22 protein-coding genes, 1 pseudogene and 1 riboswitch are annotated in these 25,037 nt (G+C 61.4%); of the genes and pseudogenes, 20 read left to right on the top strand and 3 right to left on the bottom strand.

All coding sequences use genetic code 11. From position 1 onward, the window contains the following. Window positions 1–391 precede the first annotated feature (391 nt). From QMK33_RS22400 to QMK33_RS22380, 5 genes are all read left to right on the top strand, one after another. Complete coding sequence (locus QMK33_RS22400; protein WP_283566858.1) at window positions 392–640, top strand: hypothetical protein; 249 nt, start codon at window positions 392–394, stop codon at window positions 638–640. A 277-nt stretch (window positions 641–917) separates the two neighbouring features. Beyond that, window positions 918–1,106, top strand: coding sequence for a hypothetical protein (locus tag QMK33_RS22395; RefSeq protein ID WP_283566857.1), 189 nt, complete (start codon window positions 918–920; stop codon window positions 1,104–1,106). 185 nt (window positions 1,107–1,291) lie between these two features. Next, complete coding sequence (locus QMK33_RS22390) at window positions 1,292–2,461, top strand: phage tail-like protein (RefSeq protein WP_283566856.1); 1,170 nt, start codon at window positions 1,292–1,294, stop codon at window positions 2,459–2,461. Window positions 2,462–2,494: 33 nt separating this feature from the next. Further along, window positions 2,495–4,459: a T9SS type A sorting domain-containing protein gene (locus tag QMK33_RS22385; RefSeq protein WP_283566855.1), complete on the top strand. Its 1,965-nt coding sequence runs from the start codon at window positions 2,495–2,497 to the stop codon at window positions 4,457–4,459. Window positions 4,460–4,510: 51 nt separating this feature from the next. Continuing rightward, complete coding sequence (locus tag QMK33_RS22380; protein WP_283566854.1) at window positions 4,511–4,714, top strand: PID-CTERM protein-sorting domain-containing protein; 204 nt, start codon at window positions 4,511–4,513, stop codon at window positions 4,712–4,714. Between the two features lie 204 nt (window positions 4,715–4,918). On the opposite strand, the gene QMK33_RS22375 is transcribed toward QMK33_RS22380, so the two are convergent. Further along, window positions 4,919–6,298 carry an NAD(P)/FAD-dependent oxidoreductase gene (locus QMK33_RS22375; RefSeq protein ID WP_283566853.1) on the bottom strand — a complete coding sequence of 460 codons (1,380 nt, stop codon included), beginning with the start codon at window positions 6,296–6,298 and terminating at the stop codon, window positions 4,919–4,921. 87 nt (window positions 6,299–6,385) lie between these two features. Continuing rightward, window positions 6,386–7,039, bottom strand: coding sequence for a carboxypeptidase-like regulatory domain-containing protein (locus tag QMK33_RS22370; RefSeq protein WP_283566852.1), 654 nt, complete (start codon window positions 7,037–7,039; stop codon window positions 6,386–6,388). A 131-nt stretch (window positions 7,040–7,170) separates the two neighbouring features. Between QMK33_RS22370 and QMK33_RS22365 the strand changes: the two genes are divergently transcribed. From QMK33_RS22365 to QMK33_RS22310, 13 genes are all read left to right on the top strand, one after another. After that, a complete protein-coding gene (locus tag QMK33_RS22365; RefSeq protein ID WP_283566851.1) occupies window positions 7,171–7,560 on the top strand; it encodes an ArsR/SmtB family transcription factor in 390 nt (129 codons plus the stop codon). Window positions 7,561–7,664: 104 nt separating this feature from the next. Next, on the top strand, window positions 7,665–7,964 hold the full coding sequence (locus tag QMK33_RS22360) for a (2Fe-2S) ferredoxin domain-containing protein (protein WP_283566850.1): 300 nt from the start codon (window positions 7,665–7,667) through the stop codon (window positions 7,962–7,964). A gap of 14 nt (window positions 7,965–7,978) precedes the next feature. Beyond that, window positions 7,979–8,677, top strand: a complete 699-nt coding sequence (locus QMK33_RS22355; RefSeq protein WP_283566849.1) for a YjjG family noncanonical pyrimidine nucleotidase — start codon at window positions 7,979–7,981, stop codon at window positions 8,675–8,677. A gap of 74 nt (window positions 8,678–8,751) precedes the next feature. Next, a complete protein-coding gene (gene pruA / locus QMK33_RS22350; protein ID WP_283566848.1) occupies window positions 8,752–10,419 on the top strand; it encodes an L-glutamate gamma-semialdehyde dehydrogenase in 1,668 nt (555 codons plus the stop codon). 289 nt (window positions 10,420–10,708) lie between these two features. Next, window positions 10,709–10,822, top strand: a riboswitch (SAM riboswitch). A gap of 283 nt (window positions 10,823–11,105) precedes the next feature. Next, window positions 11,106–11,870 carry a phosphoadenylyl-sulfate reductase gene (locus QMK33_RS22345; RefSeq protein ID WP_283566847.1) on the top strand — a complete coding sequence of 255 codons (765 nt, stop codon included), beginning with the start codon at window positions 11,106–11,108 and terminating at the stop codon, window positions 11,868–11,870. Window positions 11,871–11,958: 88 nt separating this feature from the next. Continuing rightward, window positions 11,959–12,855, top strand: coding sequence for a sulfate adenylyltransferase subunit CysD (cysD, locus tag QMK33_RS22340; RefSeq protein WP_283566846.1), 897 nt, complete (start codon window positions 11,959–11,961; stop codon window positions 12,853–12,855). 72 nt (window positions 12,856–12,927) lie between these two features. After that, window positions 12,928–13,644: a GTP-binding protein gene (locus QMK33_RS23545; RefSeq protein ID WP_349361790.1), complete on the top strand. Its 717-nt coding sequence runs from the start codon at window positions 12,928–12,930 to the stop codon at window positions 13,642–13,644. Window positions 13,645–13,653: 9 nt separating this feature from the next. Continuing rightward, window positions 13,654–14,220 carry an elongation factor 1-alpha C-terminal domain-related protein gene (locus QMK33_RS23540; RefSeq protein ID WP_349361791.1) on the top strand — a complete coding sequence of 189 codons (567 nt, stop codon included), beginning with the start codon at window positions 13,654–13,656 and terminating at the stop codon, window positions 14,218–14,220. 178 nt (window positions 14,221–14,398) lie between these two features. Beyond that, complete coding sequence (gene cobA / locus QMK33_RS22330) at window positions 14,399–15,214, top strand: uroporphyrinogen-III C-methyltransferase (RefSeq protein ID WP_283566845.1); 816 nt, start codon at window positions 14,399–14,401, stop codon at window positions 15,212–15,214. A gap of 157 nt (window positions 15,215–15,371) precedes the next feature. Further along, on the top strand, window positions 15,372–17,189 hold the full coding sequence (locus QMK33_RS22325) for an assimilatory sulfite reductase (NADPH) flavoprotein subunit (RefSeq protein WP_283566844.1): 1,818 nt from the start codon (window positions 15,372–15,374) through the stop codon (window positions 17,187–17,189). A 12-nt stretch (window positions 17,190–17,201) separates the two neighbouring features. Then, window positions 17,202–17,906 carry a DUF2490 domain-containing protein gene (locus QMK33_RS22320; RefSeq protein WP_283566843.1) on the top strand — a complete coding sequence of 235 codons (705 nt, stop codon included), beginning with the start codon at window positions 17,202–17,204 and terminating at the stop codon, window positions 17,904–17,906. After that, a complete protein-coding gene (gene cysI / locus QMK33_RS22315; protein ID WP_283566842.1) occupies window positions 17,899–19,614 on the top strand; it encodes an assimilatory sulfite reductase (NADPH) hemoprotein subunit in 1,716 nt (571 codons plus the stop codon). The genes QMK33_RS22320 and cysI overlap by 8 nt, the downstream gene beginning before the upstream one ends. Before the next feature lie 20 nt (window positions 19,615–19,634). Next, window positions 19,635–20,912, top strand: a complete 1,278-nt coding sequence (locus QMK33_RS22310) for a TSUP family transporter (protein WP_283566841.1) — start codon at window positions 19,635–19,637, stop codon at window positions 20,910–20,912. Between the two features lie 350 nt (window positions 20,913–21,262). On the opposite strand, the gene QMK33_RS22305 is transcribed toward QMK33_RS22310, so the two are convergent. After that, the gene (locus QMK33_RS22305; protein ID WP_283566840.1) at window positions 21,263–21,874 is read right to left on the bottom strand and encodes a transposase; all 612 of its coding nucleotides are present in this window, start codon (window positions 21,872–21,874) and stop codon (window positions 21,263–21,265) included. 540 nt (window positions 21,875–22,414) lie between these two features. On the opposite strand from QMK33_RS22305, the pseudogene QMK33_RS22300 reads away from it, so the two are divergent. Together QMK33_RS22300 and QMK33_RS22295 are read left to right on the top strand one after the other, a co-directional pair. Next, window positions 22,415–23,469: pseudogene (locus QMK33_RS22300) on the top strand (IS3 family transposase). A 766-nt stretch (window positions 23,470–24,235) separates the two neighbouring features. Continuing rightward, window positions 24,236–24,853 carry an IS630 family transposase gene (locus tag QMK33_RS22295; protein WP_283566839.1) on the top strand — a complete coding sequence of 206 codons (618 nt, stop codon included), beginning with the start codon at window positions 24,236–24,238 and terminating at the stop codon, window positions 24,851–24,853. Window positions 24,854–25,037 lie beyond the last annotated feature (184 nt).

Raw genomic sequence — 25,037 nt, 5'->3', positions numbered from 1 at the left:
GCCGGCTTTTCGCCGGCTGTCCACTCTTTGTGCGGGCCGGTTGTTCTGTCGACGAGCGGTCAGCCGGCGAAAAGCCGGCAGCCCGCACCCAGCAAGCTGTACACGGACTCTGAAACCGCTCTAAAGCAGCCTTAGCACGCCCAAATGCTTAAGTAATTTATACTTATGTTATGTTCTTTCATTTTTTTCGCTCCCCAGTAGTATAAATTACTCCTCCCTCACCACCCGCGCCGAGTGCGACACGGCCACCGTCGAAGTTGATTTTGAATTGCGCATCTACTAGGGCCGCGACGCGGCCGCCGACCTCAGCACCGAGCGGGCCGGCCGCACCCAGGCCAGCACCATCAGTGACCTAGCCAAGGTAGATGCCAAAATAGCCAGCGCCAACGCCGTGTCCGCCGCCCCCGGCATCGATGCCGGGGGCGGCGAAACCACTACCAACGAACTGGCCACCCTGCAAGTGCAGCGCACCCGCCTGGCCAAGCGCGGCCGCCTGAGCACGGGCGTGACGCGCTTCCTAGCCGTAGTCGATGCCGAGCAGGTGGCCGAGCAGGTGGCCGAGCAGGTGGCCGAGCAGGTGGCCACCCTCACCACGGTGAAGGGCGGCATCGCCGCCCACCGCGCCACACTGCCCGCCTAGCCGGCCCGCCCACTCCCCAGCCCGCCAAAGCCCCGGTACCGCCCTGCGGTGCCGGGGCTTTTTGCTGGGCCAGAGCCAAGTCACCGCTGCCCATGGCACTACCCGTCGAAAATATATTACGATTCCGACTTTGGCCGCTGCCCCGACCTCAAAAGCTGAGGCTGAGGCTCAAATGTTTTGCGAAGGGCGGCGGGCAGTGGGTGCTTTGTAGTCCTAATCGCCGCATCGACTACCAGAATACCAAACACCGTCTTTCACTCACTTTTTTAATTTTTTTATGATAACATCTATTTATCTATCTCTCACCTCCCCCCGGCCGCGCCCGGCATACCGGGCTTGGTCATGGCTGCTAAGCGGGGCCTTGCTGCTTGCCGGCCTGTCGGTCCAGGCCCAAACCACCACCTCCTTGGCCCATACAGGCGGCACCCAAACCTATGCTGTGCGGATGGGCGTCACGCAACTCTAGATAGTAGCTACCGGCGGTGGGCAGGGCGCACAAGTAGATGCTTTGGTGCCGGTGGGGCCTGGTAACCTATTCAGTAGAGTGGTAGGCGACCACAGCGGCGGCAGTCCTGGCCGTTTAGCGGGCGCTGTTGGCTAGTTGCTCATTTACTCAATTTATTTTCTTCATCACCCCCAACCTCTTTTCTTGTGAAAAAATTTACGCTCTCTACCGCCACCTTGCGTAGCTGGCTACTGCCCACCCTGCTCCTCGCAGGAGCTACCACCGCCGCCCAGGCTCAGAATAACATCGGCATCGGCACCGCCACCCCCAATGCCTCGGCTGCCCTCGATGTGAGTAGCACCACCCAGGGCCTGCTCACTCCGCGCCTCACGGCCAGCCAGCGCGGCAGCATTGCCAGCCCCGCCACCGGCCTGCTCGTGTACCAGACCGACGGCACGGCCGGCTTCTACTTCTACAACGGCACCGCCTGGACCGCCCTGAATGGCGGCAGCGGCGGCAGTGGCTCGCAGGGTCCGAAAGGCGATACCGGTGCCGCTGGCCCAAAAGGCGACGCTGGCACGGCCGGTACGAAGGGCGACAAAGGCGATACTGGCACCGCAGGCCCAAAAGGCGACAAGGGTGACACCGGCACGGCTGGCCCAAAAGGCGACGCTGGCACCGCAGGCGCGAAGGGCGATACCGGCGCGGCCGGAGGCCAGGGTCCGAAAGGCGACAATGGCGTGGCTGGCCCGAAAGGCGATACCGGCGCGGCCGGCTCCAATGGCCAGGGCGTGCCCACCGGCGGAACAGCCGGGCAGGTGCTGAGCAAGATTGATGGCACCAACTACAACACGCAGTGGACCACGCCGACGGGTGGCGGGGGCAGCGGCACCACGCAGTTGATTGCTACAAAGACATCTGGCTCTCAAGTACTACCCCTTTCAAATGGGACCAATACCGGGGATGCTATTGCTTTCGATAACTCTACCGTTTCGCCTACGGCAGGCGTTGGCAGCTACAATACTAGCACGGGTGTTTATACCGTAGGGACCTCCGGGGCTGGCACTTATCTGGTGCAGGCCCGCGCGATTGCGCTGGATAATCCTACTCCGAACAGCACGGTTGGTTCCTGGATTTATATTGAGGTAAATAATTCGGCCATCGGCTCGCCCAATAACATATATCCACCTTACGTGGCCTCAAGTCCTCCTAACCTGCCAACTGGCATGAAATCAAATCCAGGATTAATAGTAGGGGTAGTGAAACTCGCGGCTGGTGATACGTTCCGTATCAAAGGACTAGGTGCAAACAGCGGCGTTGCTGCCCAAGCCCTCAAAACCGACGGAAGCTGCATCTTCACAGTGGTGAAGCTCTAGCCGCAGGGCTGCCACTTTTAGCATCCCTTCGATATGAACCAGTTTCCTACCCACTCCCGCCGCCTGACCCTGCTGGGGCTGGGCCTGCTGGCGGCCGGCCCGCTGGCCGCCCAAACCCCCGTCCTGACCAGCAACGGCGGCACCCTATTCGTGAACACGGGCGGCGTGCTCACCGTAAACGGCGGCCTCACCCAGACCGGCGCAGCCCGCCTCACCACCACTGGCACGGCCACCGTCAGCGGTGACGTGAGCAGCGCCGCCGCCAGCACCCTCGACCTAAGCACCGGCCTACTGAGCGTGACCGGTAACGTGGCTCAGGCCGGCCCCACCGCCGGCAGCACCGGCACGCTGCGCTTGAGCGGCACCGCCGCCCAAAGCCTCGGCCTGAACGGCGGCACCGTGCCCAACCTCACCGTGGACAAAGCCAGCGGCACCGCTACCCTGGCCAACGCCGCCCAGGTGCGCCGCGTGCTCACCCTGGCCGATGCTGGCAACCTGGCCACGGGCGGCAACGCCCTCACGCTGCTCTCCGATGCCACCGGCACGGCCCTGGCCGTGAACAGCAGCACCGGCACCGTAACGGGCACGGCCACCGTGCAGCGCTACATCGACGGCTTGCTGAACGCCGGCAACGGCTACCGCCACTACAGCGCCCCGGTGACCAACACCACTGTGGCCGACTTGGCCACGAACGGCTTCACGCCCACCCTCACCCAGCGCTACAACACCTCGGCCACGCCGGGCACCACCACGCCCTTCCCCACCGTGTTTGGCTACGACCAGAGCCGGTTGGCTTCGGTAACCAATAACTACGCGGCCTTCGATAAGGGCTTCGTGGTGCCGCAGGCTACCGATGCGCTCACGCCCGGCCAGGGCTACGCCGTTAACATCGGTGCCGGCCAGCTGGTAGATTTCCAGGGCACGCTGGGCAACAACGACCTGACCCTGAGCCTGGCCCGCAACAGCGGCCCCACGGCTGCCGATGCCGGCTGGAACCTGGTGGGCAACCCCTACCCCGCCCCGCTCGATTATTCCCTGGTGCAAGCCACCGACCGCAGCGGCCTCGACGCGGCCATCTACGTAGTGCAAAGCAGCGGCCAGTACACCGGCGGCTACCGCGCCTTCGTGAACGGCCAGAGCACCACGGGCAGCAACAACCCGCTCATTGCCAGCGGCCAGGGATTCTTTGTGCGGGTGAGCAGCGGCAACACCAGCGGCGCGCTCACCTTCCGCAACAGCCAGCGCGTAACCGACTACGCCACGGCTCAAACCACTAGCTTTCAGCGCACCATCGCCGATACCCGACCCGCTCTGCGCCTCACGCTGGCCGGCAACAGCCTGGCCGACGCCTGGGTAGCCTACGCCGAAGCGGGCGCCTCGCCCAGCTTCGAGGGCGCGTTTGACGCGGCCAAGCTGCCCAACGGCCACGGCCTGAACCTGAGCAGCGTAGCCGGCCCCGACCAGCTGGCCATCGACGGCCGCGCGGCCTTCACTACGGCCACCGTGCTGCCACTGGCCGTGGGCGTGCCCGCCGCCGGTAGCTACACGCTCACCGCCTCAGCCCTGACCAACCTGCCCGCCGGCCTCACCGCCTACCTGCGCGATGCCGCCACCGGCACCACCACGGCCCTGGCCGTGGGCCGCAGCTACAGCTTCAGCGTAACGGCCGCCCAGGCGCTGGTGCAAGGCCGCTTCACGGTCACGTTCTCGGCCACGGCCCTGGCCGCCACGCCGGCCGCACTGGCTGCCGCCGTGTCGCTCTACCCCAACCCCGCCACCGCGCAGGTGGCCGTGTCGCTGCCCGGCGTTGCCGGGGCCAGCACCGTGCAGGCCGATGTGCTCGATGCCCTGGGCCGGGTGGTGCTGCGCCAGCAAGCCAGCCTGCCCGCCAGCGGTACCACCCTCACCCTGCCCACGGCACAGCTGCCCAGCGGCGTGTATGTGGTGCGCCTCACGGCGGGCGAGGTGGTGCTCAGCAGGCGCCTCACTATTCAATAAGCCGAAAACCGCGCCGGGGCCCTCGTGCCGGCGCACGTTTCCCCCTTCATTATGAAAAAACTCCTGCTTTTTGCCCTACTGCTGGGCGGCAGCCAGCTGGCTTCGGCCCAGGCTCCCCTTGACAATGGCCCCGCCCCTACTCCACCCCCGGCCGTTGACCCCACGGCCGTGCCCCTCGATGGCGGCGCCTCGCTGCTGCTGGCCTCCGGCGTGGCCTACGGCCTCAAGCGTCTGCGCCACCGGCAGCCGAACTAACTCTATCCGCTATAAAACACGCTTCTGCCTTCCGGTCACTGGCCCTGACTCTGCCCAGCTGCTAACCGCTTCTACTGGTAGCGCCTCGTTGCTACCACCCTCAGCCTGACTGCTATAAACACACTTTTGCCTTCCGCTAGCCATTAAAAAACCCCCGCAGCGGTTGCTGCGGGGGTTTTTTAATGGCTAGCGGCCGCCCGTTGGCTAGCGCACCGGCTCCTGCTGCACCGCCGAGGGGGTTGGGTTATACTCCAGGGTGGCTGCCGCGTGCTCGGCCGCCTTCTTACCCAGGTCGTCCTTCACATCGTACTTGTTGAAGGGCCGGATAATGAGCCGCAGCGCCTGCCCCGAGCTGAAGTAGCTAAACGCCCAATCGACCAGCGCCACCAGCTTGTTGCGGAAGCCCACCAGCAGAATAAGGTGGATAAACAGCCACGACAACCACCCCAGAAAGCCCTTGAAGTGGATGCCCTTGGGCAAATCTACCACGGCCTTGTTGCGGCTCACAATGGCCATCACGCCCTTGTCGAGGTACGAAAAATCTTTCGGCTTTTCGCCGCGCAATAGCCGTTGCAGGTTATCGGCGAGGTGTGAGGCCTGCTGCTGGGCCACCGGGGCCAGCATGGGCAGGCCCTTGGGCATTTCGGGCGTCACCATGTTGGCCACGTCGCCGATGGCGAAGATGTTGGTTTCGCCCTCCACCTGGTTGAAAAGGTTCACCGTAATGCGCTTGTTGCGCGTGATGGCCGCCTCGGGCAGGCCCGGCAGCGCCGCGCCGTTTACGCCGGCCGCCCACACCATGTTATCGGTCGCGATAAACTCGGTATCGGAATAATACGCCCGGCCGTCCTCGTAGCGCTTCATGGCCGTGTTCAAACGCACATCTACGCCCAGCTCATCGAGGTAGTGCTTGGCATCGTCCTGCGAGGCTTTCGACATGGGCCCCAGCAGCGCCGGCCCGGCTTCTACCAGGTAAATCTGCATCTTGTTCAGGTCCAGCTCCGGGTAGTCTTTGGGCAGCGTATGCTTGCGCATTTCGGCCAGCGAGCCGCTGATTTCGACGCCCGTGGGGCCGCCGCCCACCACCACAATGTTGAGCAGCGACTGCTTGCGGGCCGGGTCCGTTTCCAGAATGGCCTGCTCAAAGTTCTGAAAAATGTAGCTCCGCAGGTTTAGCGCGTTCGGAATGCTCTTAATCTGCATCGCGTTTTTCTCGATGCTCTCAATCCCAAAAAAGTTGGTGAGCGAGCCCGTGGCCAGCACCAGGTAGTCGTAGCTGATATCGCCGAGGTTGGTTTGCAGCCGGTTGGCGGCCGGGTTCACCCCCGTCACATTAGCCAGCCGAAAGAAAAAGTTCTTTTGGCCCGCAAAAATCTTGCGCACGGGGTAGGCAATGCTGTCGGGCTCCAGCGCGCCGGTGGCCACCTGGTAGAGCAGCGGCTGGAAGTTGTGGTAGTTATTGCGGTCTACCATCACTACCTGCACGGGTGCGTCGGCTAAGTCTTGCGCCAGCTTGAGGCCGCCAAAGCCGCAGCCCACTATCAGCACCCGCGGCTGCGCCGAAACCGGAAGATTCGTATCCATCAGAAAAAGCAAAAGGTGGCAATTGACTGCCACCCTACTTAACCCCGAAACCTTGGTTGAGGTTATCTATTCCTGCTTCAATACGCCTTAATAGTCAATGCCTTCCCGCTTCTTAAACTCGCCATCTTTCACCTGCTTCACCAGCTTAAGCCAGCTAAAGGGATTAAGCAACGGGTTGTTGCTCTGCAAGTTAGGTGCAATACCCCAGCGGCGGTCTTGGTCGTACTGCTGCTGCGACATCGTTTGGCGGAAGTTGGCGGTGGGGCCCATGGGCTGTGAGTTGAAAATCTTGCGCATCAGGTCCTCATTCAGGTTTTCGGCCGCGGCCGAGCCCCGCTCATTCGGCATGCGCAGCGCCAGAAAGGCCCGCTTAAACTCCTTTTCGGTGGCGTACGGGAATACCCGCACCTCGGGCAGCATGTTGGGGTCTTCTTTCAGGGAGATGATAACCGAGAAGCTTTGGCGCTGGTAATCAGCTGGTACCACAATGGTTTGGTTGCGGTAGCCCAGCGAGCGTATCACAATGCTATCGCCGGCCAGCACGGGCATCGAGAAGTAGCCGTAGGCATTGGTGGTGGTGCCGCGCCCGGCCTTGGGCACGTATACGGTGGCGCCGGGCACGCCCAGCAGGCTGTCGCCGCTCGCCACAATACCCGTAAACTGCACCACCCGGCGCTTACCCTGGGCCCAGGCACGGGGCGCGGCCAGCAGCCCAGTCAGCACGACCAGGCTCAGTAGCAAAAGAAGACGGCGGCTATTCACAGGGCGCGGGGTTAGCAAAAGGGTACGGTAACAAATATACGAACCTGCCCGCCGCCCTAGTCGTACTTTTGGGAACCAATCCGGCCGGGCCGGGCCATTCTAAACGGTAGATGCGCGTAAAACATTTCCCGGTTGCATTCGGGCAGCAGCTTTTTAAGGCGCTTGGCGACGAAAGCCGCGTGCGGATGCTCCATTTGTTGTGGCGCAACCACGAAATGGTGGTCGGCGACCTGGAGCAAGTGCTTGATTTTACGCAAACTAAAACCTCGCGCCAGCTGGCTTACCTCAAAAACGCCGGCCTGGTGGGCGTGCGCCGCCTCGACAACTGGATGTTCTATTTCCTGCGCGACGAAACTGCCGAGCTGCTGCACCAGTTATTGGCCTTGATGGAGCGCGACCCCCAGCTCGTGCGCGACCAGCAGGTATACCAAACCTTGTGGAACAACCGCGAGCTGGCCGCATACAAAATTCAGAACCGCCGCTGGCAACCCTCTTCCTGAATTAAGAATTTGGAATTATGAGTTACGAATTCTCAGCAGGCACCCTGCTGCAAGCTCCTAGTTACTAATTCATAGCTCATAATTCACAACTCCTACTTAGTACCATGGCCGAACGCCGCATATTCGTTTGCAATCACCAGAAATCGGGCGTTGGCGACGACGTGGCCAAGGCCCTCAAAAAAGAGCTGAAAGCCCAGGGCGTGAAATCCGTGGTGGTTGATGGTGAAAAGGTGACCACCCAAATCCAGACCTGTAACTGCCTCGACCGCTGCAAAAATTGCAAAAAAGGGCCCGGCGCGGCGTTGGTAATTTACCCATCCGGCGTGTACTTCAACAATGCCCAGCCCAAGGATGCCGCCCGCATTGTGCAGGCGCTGGCCACCGGCTTGTTCCCTGATAAATAGCCGCTTAGCGACCCATGAAAACCTACCGCCACCTGTTTTTCGACCTTGACCACACGCTGTGGGACTTCGAAACCAACGCCAACGAAACGCTGGAGCAGCTCTTTACCGACTACGACCTGGCCCGCCACGGCCTGTTCACGCTGGCCGAGTTCAGCCAGCGCTACAGCGAGGTGAACCACGCGCTATGGCGCCTCTACCAAAGCAATAAGGTGACGCAGAAGCAGTTGCGTGAGGTGCGCTTTTCGCGCACGCTCACCCGGCTGGGCGTGGCCGAAGCCGATATTCCGGCTGATATCTCGGCCCGCTTCACTGATATCTTGCCGTATAAGTCGGCCGTATTTCCGCACACCCACGAGGTGCTTACCTACCTCAAAAAGAAGGACTATCGGCTGCACCTCATCACCAACGGCTTCGAGGATGTGCAGCGCATTAAGCTGGTTTCCTCACAGTTGGCGGCCTATTTTGAGGAGGTTATCACTTCCGAGCACAGCGGTTTTCTCAAGCCCGACCCGCGCATGTTTGCCCACGCGCTGGCCCGCACCGGCGCCACCGCCCCCGAAAGCCTGATGGTGGGCGACAACCTGGAGTGCGACGTGCTGGGCGCCTACAACGCGGGCATCGACCAGGTGTATTTCAACCCCGCCAAGCGGCGGCACTTCGCCGAAACCACCTACGAAATCAGCAGCCTGGATGAGCTGCGGGCCTTCCTTTAGTCCTGTTTCCATTCCTATTCTCCCACCCCATCTCTCACCCTCAACTGCCCGCTAAAAGGCAGCATTTCCCGCTTATGTCCAACGCCTTTTTTCGCGTCCCGACCCCCATCAACGAGCCCGTGAAGGGCTACGCGCCCGGCTCAAAGGAGCGCGCCGAGTTGAAGAAAGCCCTCGCCGACCTCAACGGCCAGCAGGTTGATATTGCCATGAACATTGGCGGCCAGGCGGTGCGCACCGGCCGCACGCTGCCCATTGCCCCGCCCCACGACCACCAGCGCGTGCTGGGCCACTTTCACGAGGGCGACGCCGGCCACGTAACCCAGGCCATCGACGCGGCGCTGGCCGCCCGCACCGCCTGGGCGGGCCTGCCCTGGGAGGAGCGCGGCGCTATTTTCCTGAAAGCCGCCGAGCTGCTGGCCGGCCCCTACCGCGCCCGCCTCAACGCGGCCACTATGCTGGGCCAGAGCAAAAACGCCTTCCAGGCCGAGATTGATGCCGCTTGCGAACTAATTGATTTTCTGCGTTTTAACGTTTACTTCGCCCAGGAAATTTACCACCAGCAGCCCGAGTCGGCCCCCGGCATGTGGAACCGCCTGGAGCACCGCCCGCTCGAAGGCTTCGTGTTTGCGCTCACGCCCTTCAATTTCACCTCCATCGCCGCCAACCTGCCCGTGGCGGCCGCCCTCATGGGCAACGTGGTGGTGTGGAAGCCCTCCTACCCGCAAATTTATTCGGCTCAGGTGCTGATGGATTTATTCGTGGAAGCTGGCGTACCGGCCGGCGTCATCAACCTCATTTTTGTGGATGGCCCGGTGGCCGGCGACATCATTTTCAAGCACCGCGACTTCGCCGGCATCCACTTCACGGGCTCAACCAAGGTATTCCAGACCATCTGGCAGGAAATCGGGCAGAATATCCACCGCTACAAGTCGTACCCGCGCATTGTGGGCGAAACCGGCGGCAAGGATTTCATCATCGCCCACCCCTCGGCCCACGCTAAGGCCGTGGCCACCGGCATCTCGCGCGGCGCGTTTGAATACCAGGGCCAGAAGTGCTCGGCCGCCTCGCGCGTGTATCTGCCCTCCAACCTCGCCGATGAGATTCTGGGCTACGTGAAGCAGGACGTGGAGTCGATGAAAATGGGTGATGTGGAAGATTTTAACAACTTCATCAACGCCGTAATCACCGAAGCCAGCTTCGACAAGCTCGCCAAATACATCGACGAGGCCAAGGCCAGCCCCGACGCCGAAATCGTGGTGGGCGGCCACCACGACAAGTCGAAAGGCTACTTCGTGCAGCCCACCGTCATCCGGGCCAAAGACCCCAAGTACGTAACCATGTGCGACGAGCTTTTTGGCCCCGTCGTAACGGTGTATGTCTATGACGACGAGCAGTTTGAGCAAACCCTGGACCTGGTTGACAGCACCTCGCCCTACGCCCTCACCGGCGCCATTTTCTCGCAAGACCGCTACGCCATCGACCTGGCTACCAAAAAGCTGGTGAACGCAGCCGGCAACTTCTACATCAACGACAAGCCCACCGGCGCCGTGGTGGGCCAGCAGCCCTTTGGCGGGGCCCGCGCCTCAGGCACCAACGACAAGGCCGGCTCGCTGCTCAACCTCCAGCGCTGGGTGTCGCCGCGCGCGCTCAAGGAGACGTTTAACCCGCCCACGGAGTACCCTTATCCCTTCATGGGTGCCGAGCCCAAGGAGGATTTGAACCTGGATAAAGGTGGCTTTTAGGTAGCCTGGTTTCTAAAAGAACGTTGTGCAGCCCGCAGGGAAGCAGCTCGCGTAAATCGTTGAACGATGCGAGCGAGTTGCTTTCCTGCGGGCTGCATAACGTTCTTTTTGTAAGAGCTTACGTTAGATAAAAAGAAATATTCCAGTTAACACCGCAGTCCAAACCAACGGGGCGGCCTCTCGTTGGAGAGGCCGCCCCGTTGGTTTTCAGACATTTAACAAATTAGTAGGAATTTCGAAAATTCCTACTCTACCTTTGGAGCATCAATTCCTCTTGCCAGAAGGATTGTTTTTATACAGAGGCGCGGAGAGACAGGCTCGACGAAACGCCGGCAACCCCCAGCTATTTGCTGGAACGGTGCCAACCGAAGGTCAGCACAGCTACGTCCTGACCATATAAAAACAAATTGCCGTGTGCTGCTCTAACAACCCCCGCTCTACGACCACCTCGCTTGCTGCCTTACAGCATGGGTGTTGTTGTATGTGCAGCTCCGGCCGAATGCGCGCCGGGGTACTGCGGAGCTGTTAACGCCGTTTAGCGCGGCCGCCGGCCGCCTACCTCTCCGTTCGGGTACTACTATTTTCTGCCAGGGTTAGCCGCGCGCTGCCTGCCCGAAATACCCCGCCGCGTCGGCACATTTTCCCCTTGGTGTTTTCGTGCCCGAAACACCGCTCCCCTTCTCCGTATGGATGCTCCCCTTGAAGCGCAGGTCGATGACCTGCGCCGCTACCTGCGCGGCCATTCGGTGCCCGAAACCCTGACCCTGCTAGCCGACCACTTTCCCGGCCGGGCGTCGTTTTCTACCTCCTTTGGGCTTGAAGACCAGCTAATTACCCACTTCATTTTTGAGCACGGCTTGCCCATCCGGGTATTCACGCTCGACACGGGCCGCAACTTTCAGGAAACGTATGCTACCTGGAATAAGACGCTGCTGCGCTACGGGCGGCCCATCGAAGTATTCGCCCCGCAGGCGGCCAGCCTCGAAGCGTTGGTGACCCAAAAAGGCCCCAACAGCTTCTACGAGAGCCTCGACAACCGCAAGGAATGCTGCCACCTTCGCAAGGTGGAGCCCCTGGCGCGGGCCCTGGCCGGCCAGCAGGTATGGGTCACGGGCATTCGGGCCGAGCAGTCGCAGAACCGCCAGCACATGCACCGCGCCGAGTGGGATGCCGGCCACCGCCTCCTCAAAGTGCACCCACTTTTTGACTGGACCTGGGCGCAGTGCCTGGCCTACGCGCAGGAGCACGGCGTACCAGTTAACCCGCTGCACCAGAAGGGGTTTGTGAGCATTGGCTGCGCGCCCTGCACCCGTGCCATTGCGCCGGGCGAAGATTTCCGGGCCGGCCGCTGGTGGTGGGAAAACGCCGCCGCCAAGGAGTGCGGCCTGCATGATACTGCTGAGCGCCAGGGCCTCGACCCAGTGGTGGAGCGAATGCCAGGCCAGGGCTAATTATCTCCTAACCAAACACTTGTTGTTACGAGCGCAACGCATGTGGAGCGTGGCAACCGAAGGGCAGATGATAAAAACTTATTTACCAATGGATTACCTAGATAAATTAGAAGCCGAAGCTATTCACATTCTGCGCGAAGTGGCGGGCCAGTTTGAGCGGCCGGCGCTGCTGTTTTCGGGCGGCAAAGACTCGATTGCCCTCACGCGGCTGGCAGAGAAGGCCTTTCGGCCAGGCAAGTTTCCGTTTCCGCTCGTGCACATTGATACGGGCCACAACTTTCAGGAAATCATTGAGTTCCGCGATGAGCTGGCCACTTCACTCGGCGAAAAGCTGATTGTGCGCAAGGTGGAAGACACGATTCTGACGCGCGGCCTGCACGAGCCGGGCGGCAAATACCCCAGTCGTAACCCCTTGCAAACCTACACGTTGCTCGACGTGATTGAGGAGTTTGAGTTTGATGCCTGCATCGGTGGGGCGCGGCGCGACGAGGAGAAGGCCCGTGCCAAGGAGCGCATTTTTTCGGTGCGCGACGACTTCGGCCAGTGGGACCCCAAGCGCCAGCGCCCCGAGCTGTGGAACATCTATAACGGCCGCATTCAGAAGGGCGAAAACGTGCGCGTGTTCCCCATTTCCAACTGGACGGAGCTGGACGTATGGAACTACATTCAGCGCGAAAACATCAGATTACCAGATATTTACTTCGCGCACGAGCGCCAGTGCGTGGTGCTGCCCAGCGGCCAGCTCCTGGGCCTGAGCGAGCACCTCAACCTCGACGATACCGACGAGATAGTGAGCCGCCGCGTGCGCTTCCGCACCGTGGGCGACTCGACCTGCACCGCCGCCGTGGAGAGCGATGCTGCCTCCATCGACGATATCATCCAGGACCTGCTACTGGCCAAAGTGAGCGAGCGCGGCGCCACCCGCCTCGACGACAACCTCTCCGAAACGGGCATGGAAGACCGCAAGCGCAACGGGTATTTTTAACCGCACCGCCTGTCATTGCGAGCATGTTGCGCAACATGCTCGCAATGACAGACACAGAAAATAATCTCCTCTATGGATATCCTACGATTTATCACCTGCGGCAGCGTCGACGACGGCAAGAGTACGCTCATCGGCCGCCTGCTTTACGACAGCGACTCGGTATCGCTCGATGTGCTGGCCATGCTGGAAAAGCGCCGCGCCACCACCGGCGGCGACGTCGACCTGGCCCTGCTCACCGACGGCCTCAAGGCCGAGCGCGAGCAGGGCATCACCATCGACGTGGCGCACAAGTACTTCACCACGCCGCGCCGCAAGTTTATCATCACCGATGCGCCGGGCCACGTGCAGTACACCCGCAACATGGTGACCGGCGCCAGCAACGCCGACCTGGCCATTGTGCTGGTCGATGCCCGCCAGGGCGTAGTGGAGCAAACGCGCCGCCACACGCTGCTGGCCTCGCTGCTGGGCATCCGGCACTTCGTGCTGGCCGTGAATAAGCTGGATTTAGCAGGCTACGACGAAACCGTATTTCAGCAGATAGTGGCTGACTACCAGCTCATTGCCGAGCAGCTGAAGCTGGACCACGTGGTAGCCATTCCGCTGAGCGCCCTGCATGGCGACAACGTGGTGCGGCGCTCGAAGCACATTGCCTGGTACGGTGGCCCCAGCCTGCTGGAGCACCTCGAAAGCGTGCCCGTGCCCGCCGAGGCCAACCCCTACGAGCCCCGCTTCCAGGTGCAGTACGTCATCCGGCCCCAGACCGAGGAGCTGCCCGACTACCGGGGCTAAGCGGGTCGTATTCAGAGCGGTACGTACCGGGCCGGCGACAAAGTGCGCATCTGGCCCTCGGGCCTCGAAACGGTGCTGGAGTCCATTGAGGTCAACCAGCAGGCGGTGGCCTCGGCCGAGGCACCGCAGGGCGTCATTCTACGCCTGCGCGACGACATCGACATCAGCCGCGGCGATACCGTTGTGCCCCTGAGCGCCCACCCCGCCGTGGTGCGCGAGCTCGAAGCCACGCTCTGCTGGATGGACGAGCGCCCCCTGCGCGCCGGCCGCAGGCTGCTGGTGCAGCACCACGCCGCCGTGGTGAAGGCGTCGGTAACCGCCATTTTGCAAAAAACCAACATCGAAACCTTTGAGAGCCAGGGCACTGATGAGGCCAAGCTCAACGACATCGTGCGGGTGCGCCTCAAAACCGCCCTGCCCCTGGTAGCCGACGACTACCGCCAGAACCGCGCCACGGGCGCCTTCATCCTGGTGGATGAGCAGACCGGCGCTACCCTCGCCGCCGGCCTCATCGCCGCCACCGACCCCGAGTATTTCACCCGGGAAGTGCCGGTGGAGGCCACGTTTTCTATCTAATACGCTGCTGAATAAGTGGTAAAAAAACGTCAGGCAGACCGCAGGGAAGCAGCTCACTCGCCTCGTCGAACCGAAGGTCAGCGGAGCTAACGATTGAGTCAGTGCTGCACGCGAGCTGCTTCCCTGCGGTCTACCCGACGTTCTGCTGCCTACACAAAGTAATCATACTCAATATTTTATGAAATCATCTCCGCTTTTCGTGCCCCGCCTCACCGTAGTAGGTGCCGGCCCCGGCGACCCGGAGCTGCTCACCCTGAAAGGGGCCCGGGTACTGGCGGCGGCCGACGTGGTGCTGTACGATGCCCTAGCCAACGACGAGTTGCTGGCCCACGCCCCGTCCGGTGCCGAACTGCTGTTTGTGGGTAAGCGCCGGGGCTGCGCAGCTTACACGCAACAAACTATTAATGAGCTGATTGTGCAGCACGCCTACCGCCACGGCCACGTGGTGCGGCTAAAGGGCGGCGACCCCTTCGTATTTGGCCGGGGCCGCGAGGAAATGCTGTACGCCGAGGCCCACGGGCTGGCCACCGAGTACGTGCCGGGCATCAGCAGCGCGGTGGCGGCGGCGGGTAGCCTGGGCATTCCGGCCACGCACCGGGGTTTGAGTGAGGGCTTCCGCGTGCTCACCGCCACCACCGCCGACGAACAGCTGGCCGATGCGCTGCTGGAGGCGGCGCACACGCCCCGCATTACCACGGTTATCCTCATGGGCATGAGTCGCTTAGCCGAAATAACGACCCTCTTCAGCCGCTACGGCGGGGCCAATGTGCCGGCCGCCGTTATCCAAAACGGCACCCTGCCCACCGCCCGCCTCGCAGTAGGTACCGTGGCCACCATTGCCGAGCGCGCCGCCCGCGCCGGCCTGGGTGCGCCCGCCATCATTGTGCTGGGTGAAGTGGTGCGGCTGGCCAAAACCCCGGCCCAGCCCGGGGCCGCCGCCCCCGGGCTACCCACCTTGCTGCACGAGCTCCTCCCCTATTCGAAAGTAGCCTAGCGCCGGCTGAGGCACTACTTAGCCGCCAGCCGGCCGACCGGTTGTCGTTGCAGCAAGTCCGCTCACTAACCCCAACCAGTCGGCCACCTCGCGCCAGCCAAGTGATGCTAAGTTACTCCGCCCCAACTATTTATAACCCACTAATTTTCTGACGATAATGGCTACAGTTCCCCTCCTCCCGCTTACCCTCGATGAAGCCGCTTTGCAGCAGCTCACGGCCGGCCTCACCCCGCAGCAGCTGGTGTGGCTAAGCGGCTATTTTTACGGCCACGCTACGAGTGGCGTGGTAGCAGCGGGCGCGGTAGTGCCGGCGGCGGCGGTAGCCCCGGCCATCCTGGCCGCCACTCAAAAGCTGACCATTCTTTACGGCTCGCACACCGGCAACGGCAAGAAAATAGCCGCGCAAGCGGCCGCTGCCGCCGCCAGCCGCGGCCTCACCGCCGAGGTGCACGACATGAACGACTACCCCACCCGGCAACTGGCGCAGGCGCAAAACCTGCTCGTCATTGTGAGCACCCACGGCGAGGGCGAGCCGCCCATCAGCGCCGAGGAGCTGCACCAGTTTATCAGCGGCCCGCGCGCGCCCAAGCTGCCCAAGCTACGCTTTACCGTGCTGGCACTGGGCGACAAAAGCTACCTGCACTACTGCCAAACGGGCAAGGACTTCGACCAGCGCCTGGCCGAGCTGGGCGGCAACCGCCTGCTCGACCGCGTGGACGTGGACGTAGCCTTTCAAGCCCCCGCTGCCAAGTGGATTGAGGATGTGCTGGATGTGCTGGCCGGCTTCGTCAGCACCAGCCCCGCCAGCGTAACCAGCGCACCTGAGGCTGATTCACTCCTTCACTCATTCCCTGATTTACACTTCACCCACGAAAACCCCTGGCCCGCTAAAGTCCTGGAAAGCATTCAGTTGAATGGCCGGGGCTCAGACAAGGAAACCTACCATATCGAGCTGGACCTGACGGCCGCGGGCCTGCACTACGCACCCGGCGATGCGCTGGCCGTAGTGCCCATCAATCATAATCCCTTGGTAGAGGAGGTGTTGCGCGCCGCCCGCCTCAGCGACACGGCCCCCGTGCAGCTGGGTGCCGAAAGCCTGCCGCTGGCCGCCGCCCTGGCCAGCCGCCGCGAGCTCACCGTGCTCACCCGCGACGTGCTGGAGCGCTACGCCGCCCTGGCCCCCCACGCCGAATTGCACGGCCTGCTGGCCGACGCCAGCCGCCTGCAACCCTACCTCTACGGCCGCGACGTGGCCGACCTACTCACCTATTTTCCTACCGACCAGCTCACCGCCCAGGCCCTGGCCGACACCCTGCGCCCGCTGCCCAGCCGCGCTTACTCTATCGCCAGCAGCCGGCTGGCCCACCCCGACGAGGTGCACCTTACCGTAGGGGCCGTGCGCTACGAGGCCCACGGCCGCCGTAAGCACGGCGTATGCTCGTCGTTTCTGGCCGACCGCGTGGCGGCGGGCGACGAGGTGCGGGTGTATGTACAACATAATGAGTACTTTAAACTACCCGCCGAAACCAGCACCGACATCATCATGGTGGGCGCGGGCACGGGCATCGCGCCGTTCCGGGCGTTTGTGGAGGAGCGGGTGGAGCTGGGCAGCGCCGGCCGCAACTGGCTGCTGTTTGGTAACCCGCACTTTACCACCGACTTCCTCTACCAGGCCGAGTGGCAGCAGCACCTCAAGCGCGGCGGCTTGGCTAAGCTCGATGTGGCTTTCTCGCGTGACCAGGCTGCGAAAGTATACGTGCAGAACCGCCTGCTCGAAAACAGCCGCGACGTATTTGGCTGGCTCGAAAACGGGGCGCAATTCTACGTCTGCGGTAATAAAAACCGCCTCGGCCACGCCGTGCAAACCGCCCTCGCCCAGGTAGTGAAAAAGGAAGCCGGCCTCTCGCCCGGCGATACCACGACCTACGTGAAGAACCTGCGCAAGCAGCGCCGCTACCTCGAAGACGTGTACTAGGCGCTTCCACCCGTGAAATTCCTGCCCCTGCTGCTACTGCTACCCCTACTCGCGCCGGCCCAGACCACACACCAGCAGGGCTACTGGGTACGGGCATTTTTGCGGGCGCGGCTGAGCGAGCGGCTCACGCTGCACAGCGAGTTTGACGAGCGGCGCTTTGCCTGGCCCGGCGGGCAGTGGCAGTTCATCACGCACCAGCACCTGCACTACCGTGTGTCGCCGACCTGGGATACAGCCCTTAGCGGTACGCTGCCGTGGCAGCCCCAAAACGGCGTGGCCGTGCCCGAGCGGCGCATTTTTGAGGAAGCCACCGCCACCCTACTCCTCCCCGGCCACCTGCGCCTGCTGCCCCGCCTGCGGATGGAGCAGCGCTGGCTGCGCCAGCTAGCCGGCCCCGACCTCACCGAGGAATGGCTATGCAAGCTACGTTTTCGCTCCCGCTTACAGCTTGATTACCAATTTACTACCACCTGGAAAATCCGGGTTTCCGACGAGTTGATGCTCGCCACCAACAGCTTCGACCAGAACCGCCTTTACGCAGGAGCCGAGCACCAGCTGGGGGCCAGCTGGGCTACCTGTTCACCTACCAGCGGCGCAGCAACAACGCCGGCTACTACGGCCGCAACGTGCTGCGCCTCACGCTCTTTAAGGCTGTACCAGTGGCGCAGTAATAGCCAGTTATCCTTCTCATCTCATTTCGAATTTTCTTATGGCTGATATCCTGGCCTCCGCCCCCGCTGCCCACTCCGAAGTAGAGCACGTTAAAATCGCCAGCCGCTACCTGCGCGGCACTATCGTCGAGAGCCTGGCCAACCGCCTCACCGGCGCCCTCAACCCCGACGATACCCACCTCATCAAGTTCCACGGCTCGTACCAGCAAACCGACCGCGACCTCGAAAGTGAGCGAAAGCGCCAGAAGCTGGAGCCGCTGTTCTCGTTCATGATTCGGGTGCGCGTGCCCGGCGGCGTGGCCTCGGCTCCGCAGTGGCAGCGCATGGATGCCCTCGCCGATGCCTACGGCAACAGCACGCTCAAGCTCACCACCCGCCAAACGTTTCAGCTGCACGGCGTGCTAAAGCGCAACCTACCCGCTGCTATTCAGGTTTTTAACGAAGTACAGTTGGACAGCATCGCGGGCTGCGGCGACGTAAATCGCAACGTGATGTGCAACACCAACCCGCACGAGTCGGCCGTGCATGGCGAGGTAGTGGCGCTGGCCCAGGCCATTAGCGCGCACCTCACGCCGCGCACCACCGCCTACCGCGAAATATGGCTCGATGGCAACCTGCTCGAAACCACCGAGGCCGTGGACGACGAGCCCATCTACGGCCACACCTACCTGCCCCGCAAGTTCAAAATTGCCCTGGCCCTGCCGCCCTACAACGATTCCGACATCTTTTCCAACGATGTCGGCCTCATTGCCATTGAGCAAAACGGCCAGCTGCTGGGCTTCAATGTGGCCGTGGGCGGCGGCCTGGGCATGACCTTCGGCCTACCCGAAACCTACCCTCGCCTGGCCGATATTATCGGCTTCGTGCCCACCGCCGAGGTGCTGGACGTGTGCGAAAAAATTGTGACTATTCAGCGCGACTGGGGCAACCGCGCCAATCGCAAGCTCTCGCGCCTCAAGTACACCATCGACCGCGCGGGCCTGCCCGCTTTCGTGGCCGAGCTGCACCAGCGCCTGGGCCACGAGCTGGCGCCCGCGCGACCCTACCGGTTTCACAGCTCCAGCGATGCTTTCGGCTGGACCGGCGACCCCGCCGGCCCGTCGCACCTCGTGCTCTTCGTGGAAGGCGGCCGCGTGCTCGACCGGCCCGGCTACCGCCTAAAGTCGGCCCTGCGCGAAATTAGCAGCTTCCACACCGGCGAGTTCCGCCTCACCGGCAACCAAAACCTCATCCTGGCCAACATTGAGCCCAGCCACCGCGCGCGCATCCAAGCCATTCTCGAAGAAAATGGCGCAGCCCCCAAGGCCGGGCAGCTCACCGCCCTGCGCCGCGAAGCCCTGGCCTGCGTGGCCCTCAATACCTGCTCGCAAGCCTTTGCTGAAGCAGAGCGCTATCTTCCGCAACTACTTGATAAATTGGATACTGTAATCCAGGCCCACGGCCTGGCCGAAGCCGGTATCCTGCTCCGCATGACGGGCTGCCCCAACGGCTGCGCCCGCCCCTACCTCGGCGAAATCGGCTTGGTAGGCCGCGCGCCCGGCCGCTACAACCTCTACCTGGGGGCCAACCATACCGGCGAGCGCCTCAACAAGCTCTACCGCGAAATGCTTGACGAAGACGGCATCCTGCGCGAGCTCACGCCCCTGCTCGCCGCCTACGCCGCCGAGCGCCAGTCCCAGGAGGGCTTCGGCGACTTCGTAGTGCGCACCGGCGTGGTGCAGGCCACCGTGCAGGGCCTGGACTTTCACACCTGATTCGTATTTTACTTCCACTTATGGCTACTGACCTGCTTTCCACTGCTTCCCCGGTAGTGCCCAATGGCCCTCCAGCGCCGTCGGGTGGCGGGCCGCTTCCGGTCTTTTTAGACTTGGCCCAGCGGCGGGTTTTACTAGTAGGTGGTGAAGAGGAGGCCCTGGCACAACTTAAAGCCGTGCTTGATGCCAACCCCACTGCTACTATTACGGTGGTTGCGCCGCACTTCATCCAAGCTTTGCGCACGCTGGCGGCTCGCTATCCGCAGGTGGTACTACTCCCCCGCGCTTTCGAGCCCGATGACCTCCCCGGCCACGACCTCATCCTGGTAGCCACCCCCGATGCCGACCTGCACGGCCGCGTGCGGGCCGGGGCCGCCGCCCGCCGCCTGCACGCTGTAGCCGCCCTCGGCCCCACCGACGAGGCCGCCGCCATTGCGCACTGGCAGCGCGTGGCCACGTTCACACTGGGCGCTTTCGCGCTTTTCCTGGTTCTTACTATCCTGTCGTATTACTTCACCTGGCAGCAGGCGTGGCACGTGCTCAGCAACTCGGGCACGTTTTATACATTCGTAGCTGTCGGCTTTGGGGCCCAGCTTATTGATGGTATGCTGGGCATGGGCTACGGCGTAGTGTCCGCTATCTCTCTTATGTCGCTTGGCCTGAGCCCTGTATCAGTCAGCGCCAGTATCCACACGGCCGAAATGTTTACCAGCGGCGCGTCAGGCTATAATCATTACCGCTTCGGCAACGTCAACAAGCGGCTCTTCAAGGCCTTGCTGTTGCCGGGCATCGCCGGTTCTGTCAGCGGCGCGCTCCTACTCTCCTACTTTGGCGAGCAATACTCCAACTATATCAAGCCGCTTTTAGCTGCCTACCTGCTCATTCTAGGAATTCGCATTATCAGTAAGGCTATCCGCAAACAGCACGAACGCCGCCGCAAAGTCAAGAATGCCGGCTGGCTGGCTGGTGCCGGTGGCTTCCTCGATTCGTTTGGCGGCGGCGGCTGGGGGCCGTTAGTCACCAGCACCCTCATCGCCAATGGCCGCACCCCCAACTACGTTATCGGCACGGTAAGCTTGGTAGAGTTCTTTGTAACCTTCGCCAGCGCCCTCACTTTCTTCTCCATCCTTGGCCTCTCGCATTGGCAAATTGTGCTGGGCCTTATCGTAGGCGGCGTTACGGCCGCGCCCCTGGCAGCCCGCTTGGCGGGCCGCATACCCACCCGCCTCATGTTTATCGGTGTTGGCATAATGGTTATCATCTGGAGTCTCTGGGCACTACGCAAATTATTTTCCTAATAACAAATATACTTTATTTAATACTAAGTACCCGTTGGCAAATAGTTTATGTTAAAAAAAGAATGTCATGCTGAACGCAGTGAAGCATCTTAGTCGCGTAACCAGCTCTAAACGTGAAGATTGCTCTTCTGATTAAGATGCTTCACTGCGTTCAGTATGACGTTTTTGTATAGCAAACTAATGAGCAACGGGTACTTATTTAAAATAAGTAAATATACGTACTAATATGATTCCAAACAGCAAGGGCGTGGTTTAAAGCACTAGTGCTCAGTCAGGCAAATTAGCTGCCTTAATTTTCTGATAGTGGCGGTCGAGTTTGACGCGCGCTTTTTCGAGGGTAAACTGCCATTTTACGGTGGCCCGCGCCGCATTGCGCTCGGCCACGCACGCGGCGAAGTGGGCGGTGAGTTCGTCTTGCGTGGGGATGCGCTGGTGCAGGCCCGCGCGCTGGCCGAGCGTTCGAGTTCGACCATATTGAGCCAAGAGGCGTTTTTCGGGGTGTAATGCATCTCGAAGCGCGCGGCCAGCGCGCGGGCCCGCACCACGGGCAGATGTTGGTAAAAAACGGCGTCGGTAGGTGTGTTGAGGTTGTCTTGCACCAAAACGATTTTCTCGGCCTGCGGATAGTGAGCGGCCAGTTGCTGCAGAAAGCGGCAGTAGTCCGCCCCGGTGCGGCGGGCCGAGCCCTCCACTAGGCGCTGGCCGGTGCCCGGCTCGAAGGCGGCCAACAGACAGGCCGTGCCTTGGCGTATATAGGTGCTGCTTTCCCGGCGGGGCCGCCTGGCTTTGGCCGGCTGCTCCTCCACAGCGGGTTGGCCCGGGACCGGCGGCAGGGGCTCGACGGGCTGGCCGTGCAGCACGCACGGGCGCTCCTCGAAGCAGACGACGGGAAAAAGCGGGTGGTAAGGCCGTTCATATACGGCCAGCACGTCCTCCATCCGCGCCACGAACGCCGCGTTCACCGCCCCCAAGCACCAGTGCTGCTGGCGGTGGGGTGCAGTTCGTTTTTTTGAGCACTTGGCGCACCGTTTCGTGCAAAATAGCTTCCACCAAGCACAATTGCACGGCTTTGTCAGCCAGCAAGCGCAGGGTCCAGTGGCTGTGGCCCACCGGGGCAGGGGTACAGGCTAGCGCGGTCACCGCAGCGCGTTGCGGGCCGTCCACTTGCTGCGGGCCGCCGCTTCATAGCGGCGGCGCACCCTACTAACAGCTTGCCGGCTCAGGCCAATGGCCTGACCGGCGGCCTACTGGCCGAGACCCGTCGCTAGGGCTAGCAGGGCGTGCGCGCGGCGCACCGCGCGCACGGGTCGACGACCAGTACGGGTAAAATCTTCGAGGGCGGTCTGGTCAGCCGCCGGTAGGGCAAAAGGGATGATTGGTCGGGCCATGTGTTCCCAACTCTACCCTCCTTATTTGTTGCCTAATTCACCTGACGCAGCACTAGACCAAGCTAAAGTAGAGAAATCAGGCATTTGTTGTACCTTAAAATCACAGACAATGTCATGAAAAAAACTAAGTTTACCGAGGCCCAAATCGTGTTTGCCCTGCGCTAGGCTGACACGGGGGTGAGCGTGGCGGAGGTGTGCCGAAATATGGGCATCAGCGAGGCTACCCACTATAACTGGAAGAAAAAGTACGGTGGTCTGGGCGTAGCCTGAGCTACGCCGACTCAAGCAGTTGGAAGAGGAAAACCGGCAGCTTAAACAGCTCGTGGCCGACCTAAGTCTCGACAAGCAGATGTTGCAGGACGTACTCAAAAAAAAGTTTTGAAGCCCGTACCTCTAGGAACATGGCTCAACACTTAATCGACGCTTACCGCATTTCGGCCCAGCGGGTCTACCGGGTCATTAGTTTGCCGCGGGCCAGTTGGTCCTATAAAGCTCATTGTCGGGATGACACCCTATTGCGCTAGCGCTTGCGCGAACTGACCCAAGTGCGTATTCGCTATAGTTGCCAACACCTGCACACTTTGTTGCGGCGGGAAGGCTGGATGGATAATTACAAACGTGCACACCGTCTTTACTGCCTGGAAGGCTTGCACTTACGTAGCAAACGCCCGAAGCGCAGCCGGGCGGTCGCGCACCGCTTAGAACGGCTCCCACTGGGCCGTCTGCATAAGTGCTGGAGCATGGATTTCGTGGCCGATAATTTCTTCGATGGGCGCAAAATCCGCTCCTCAATGATAGTCGATAACTATAGTCGCCAGTGCCTGCCTATTCATGTAGAGCATTCGCTCAAAGGGGAGGATGTCGTCGCCGTCATGAAGCGCTTACATCAAGAACTGGGCTTGGTACCCGGACGCATCCAGGTAGATAATGGCAGCGAGTTTATCAGCAAGGCCCTAGACCGCTGGGCCTACGACCAGCATGTAACGCTGGACTTCTGGTGGCCGGGCAAACCCACGGATAATCCGTACATTGAATCATTTAATGGCAGCTTCCGCGACGAGTGCTTAAACGTGCATTAGTTTCTCTCGCTGACAGACGCACAAAAGAGAGTTGAGCAATGGTGGCAGGAGTATAATAGCTTCCGACCCCACAATTCCTTACAGAATTAAACCCCCGATGAGGTGGTGGCAGCCGCTGCTAATGTCGAGCTTTGAACTCCTGACTTTCTACTTTCGACCGGTCCAGTAAATGGAAGGACCTCACAAACTGCCTGACTTCAGTTTTGACTGGCCCACTTTTATGGGAAGCTCACAATAAGCCGATTATGCAGGTCTTTTCACCACCTTACTTGCCTTATCTGAACCTGATTGAGCGATTATAGAAAACAACTTCGCCAGAAGATTATTAATTCCACTTTCTACAGCATCAAAGATGAGTTTCACCAAGCGGTAAATCTTTTTTCACACAGCTCCCCGAGTTTGGGCCAGATCTCACGTCCTTGCTAACGCACAAATTTCACATTTTCCACAAGCAACCCACTTCGCAACGAGCATAACTAGAGCGGTTTCCAATTCGGTGTACAGAATTTTACGTACCTTCTGCTATGAAAGCGTATTCGATTGATTTGCGGGAACGGGTAGCGGCGGCGTGTGCCGCGCCGCAGGCCCGAATCTACCAAGTGGCGGCGCAATTTAGCGTTTCCGTCTCCTTCGTGGACAAGCTCTTGCGGCGCCAGCGCACGAGTGGGTCGCTGGCGGCCCTACCCGCGAGCGGGGGCCCAGTGCCGCGCCTGGACCCGGCGGGTCAGGACCTGTTGCGGGCCTGTCTGGTAGCGCAGCCCGACGCAACATTGGCCGAGCTAAGTACCGCCTTGGCCGCCGCCGACGGCCCGGCCCTGAGCCAGACGAGTACGTGGCGGGCGGTGGAAAGCCTGGGGTGGAGGCGCAAAAAAAAAGCATCCACGCCGCCGAGCGCGACACCGAACGCGTCGTAGCCCTGCGCCGCTTATTTGTAGAAGCCATTCAGCAAGAAGAGGTTGCTCGTTTCGTGTTCGTGGACGAGACGAGCACCAATCTCACCTATTGCCGCCGCTACGGCCGGGCCCCGGCCGGCCAGCGCCTGAACCAGGCCGTGCCGCTGCACAGCGGCCCGAACGTGACGTTCATCGCCGCCCTGACCCCGGACGGGCTCGGGGCCTTGCTCAGCGTCAACGGGGCCGTCAATGGCGACGTGTTTGCGGCCTACCTCGACCAGGTGCTCGGCCCCACTCTGCGGCCGGGCGACGTGGTGGTACTCGATAACCTATCGGTGCATAAAGTGGACGGCTTGGACGAAATCGTGCAACGCTACGGGGCACGGCTGTGCTACCTGCCACCTCATTCGCCTGATTTTAACCCGATTGAACTGGCTTTTAGCAAACTCAAAACATGGCTGCGCACCGCTAAGGCCCGTACCCACGACCTGCTGGAGGAAGCCCTCCGGGCTGCCGCCGAGTGGATAACCGAACAGGATGCCAAAAATTGGTTTCACCATTGTGGCTATCATGTACAGTGATTTGGAAACCGCTCTAGATTAAAATAAACCCAAGTTGAAAGTGATTCAAGTTATTTTCAAACGGGAGAGCCCCCTGCCGGGCGCTGATAAAAGCGCTTGGGCAGGGGGCTCTCTGTCTAAAGTTGGCGGCGACCGACTCTCCCACCGGTGAAGGCAGTACCATAGGCGCACCGGGGCTTAACGA

Origin of the sequence: Hymenobacter sp. H14-R3 (assembly GCF_030063445.1) — a bacterium.
Lineage (GTDB): Bacteria > Bacteroidota > Bacteroidia > Cytophagales > Hymenobacteraceae > Hymenobacter.
The sequence above is the reverse complement of the archived record's forward strand: the minus strand, read 5'-3'. Positions and strand labels throughout refer to the sequence as shown.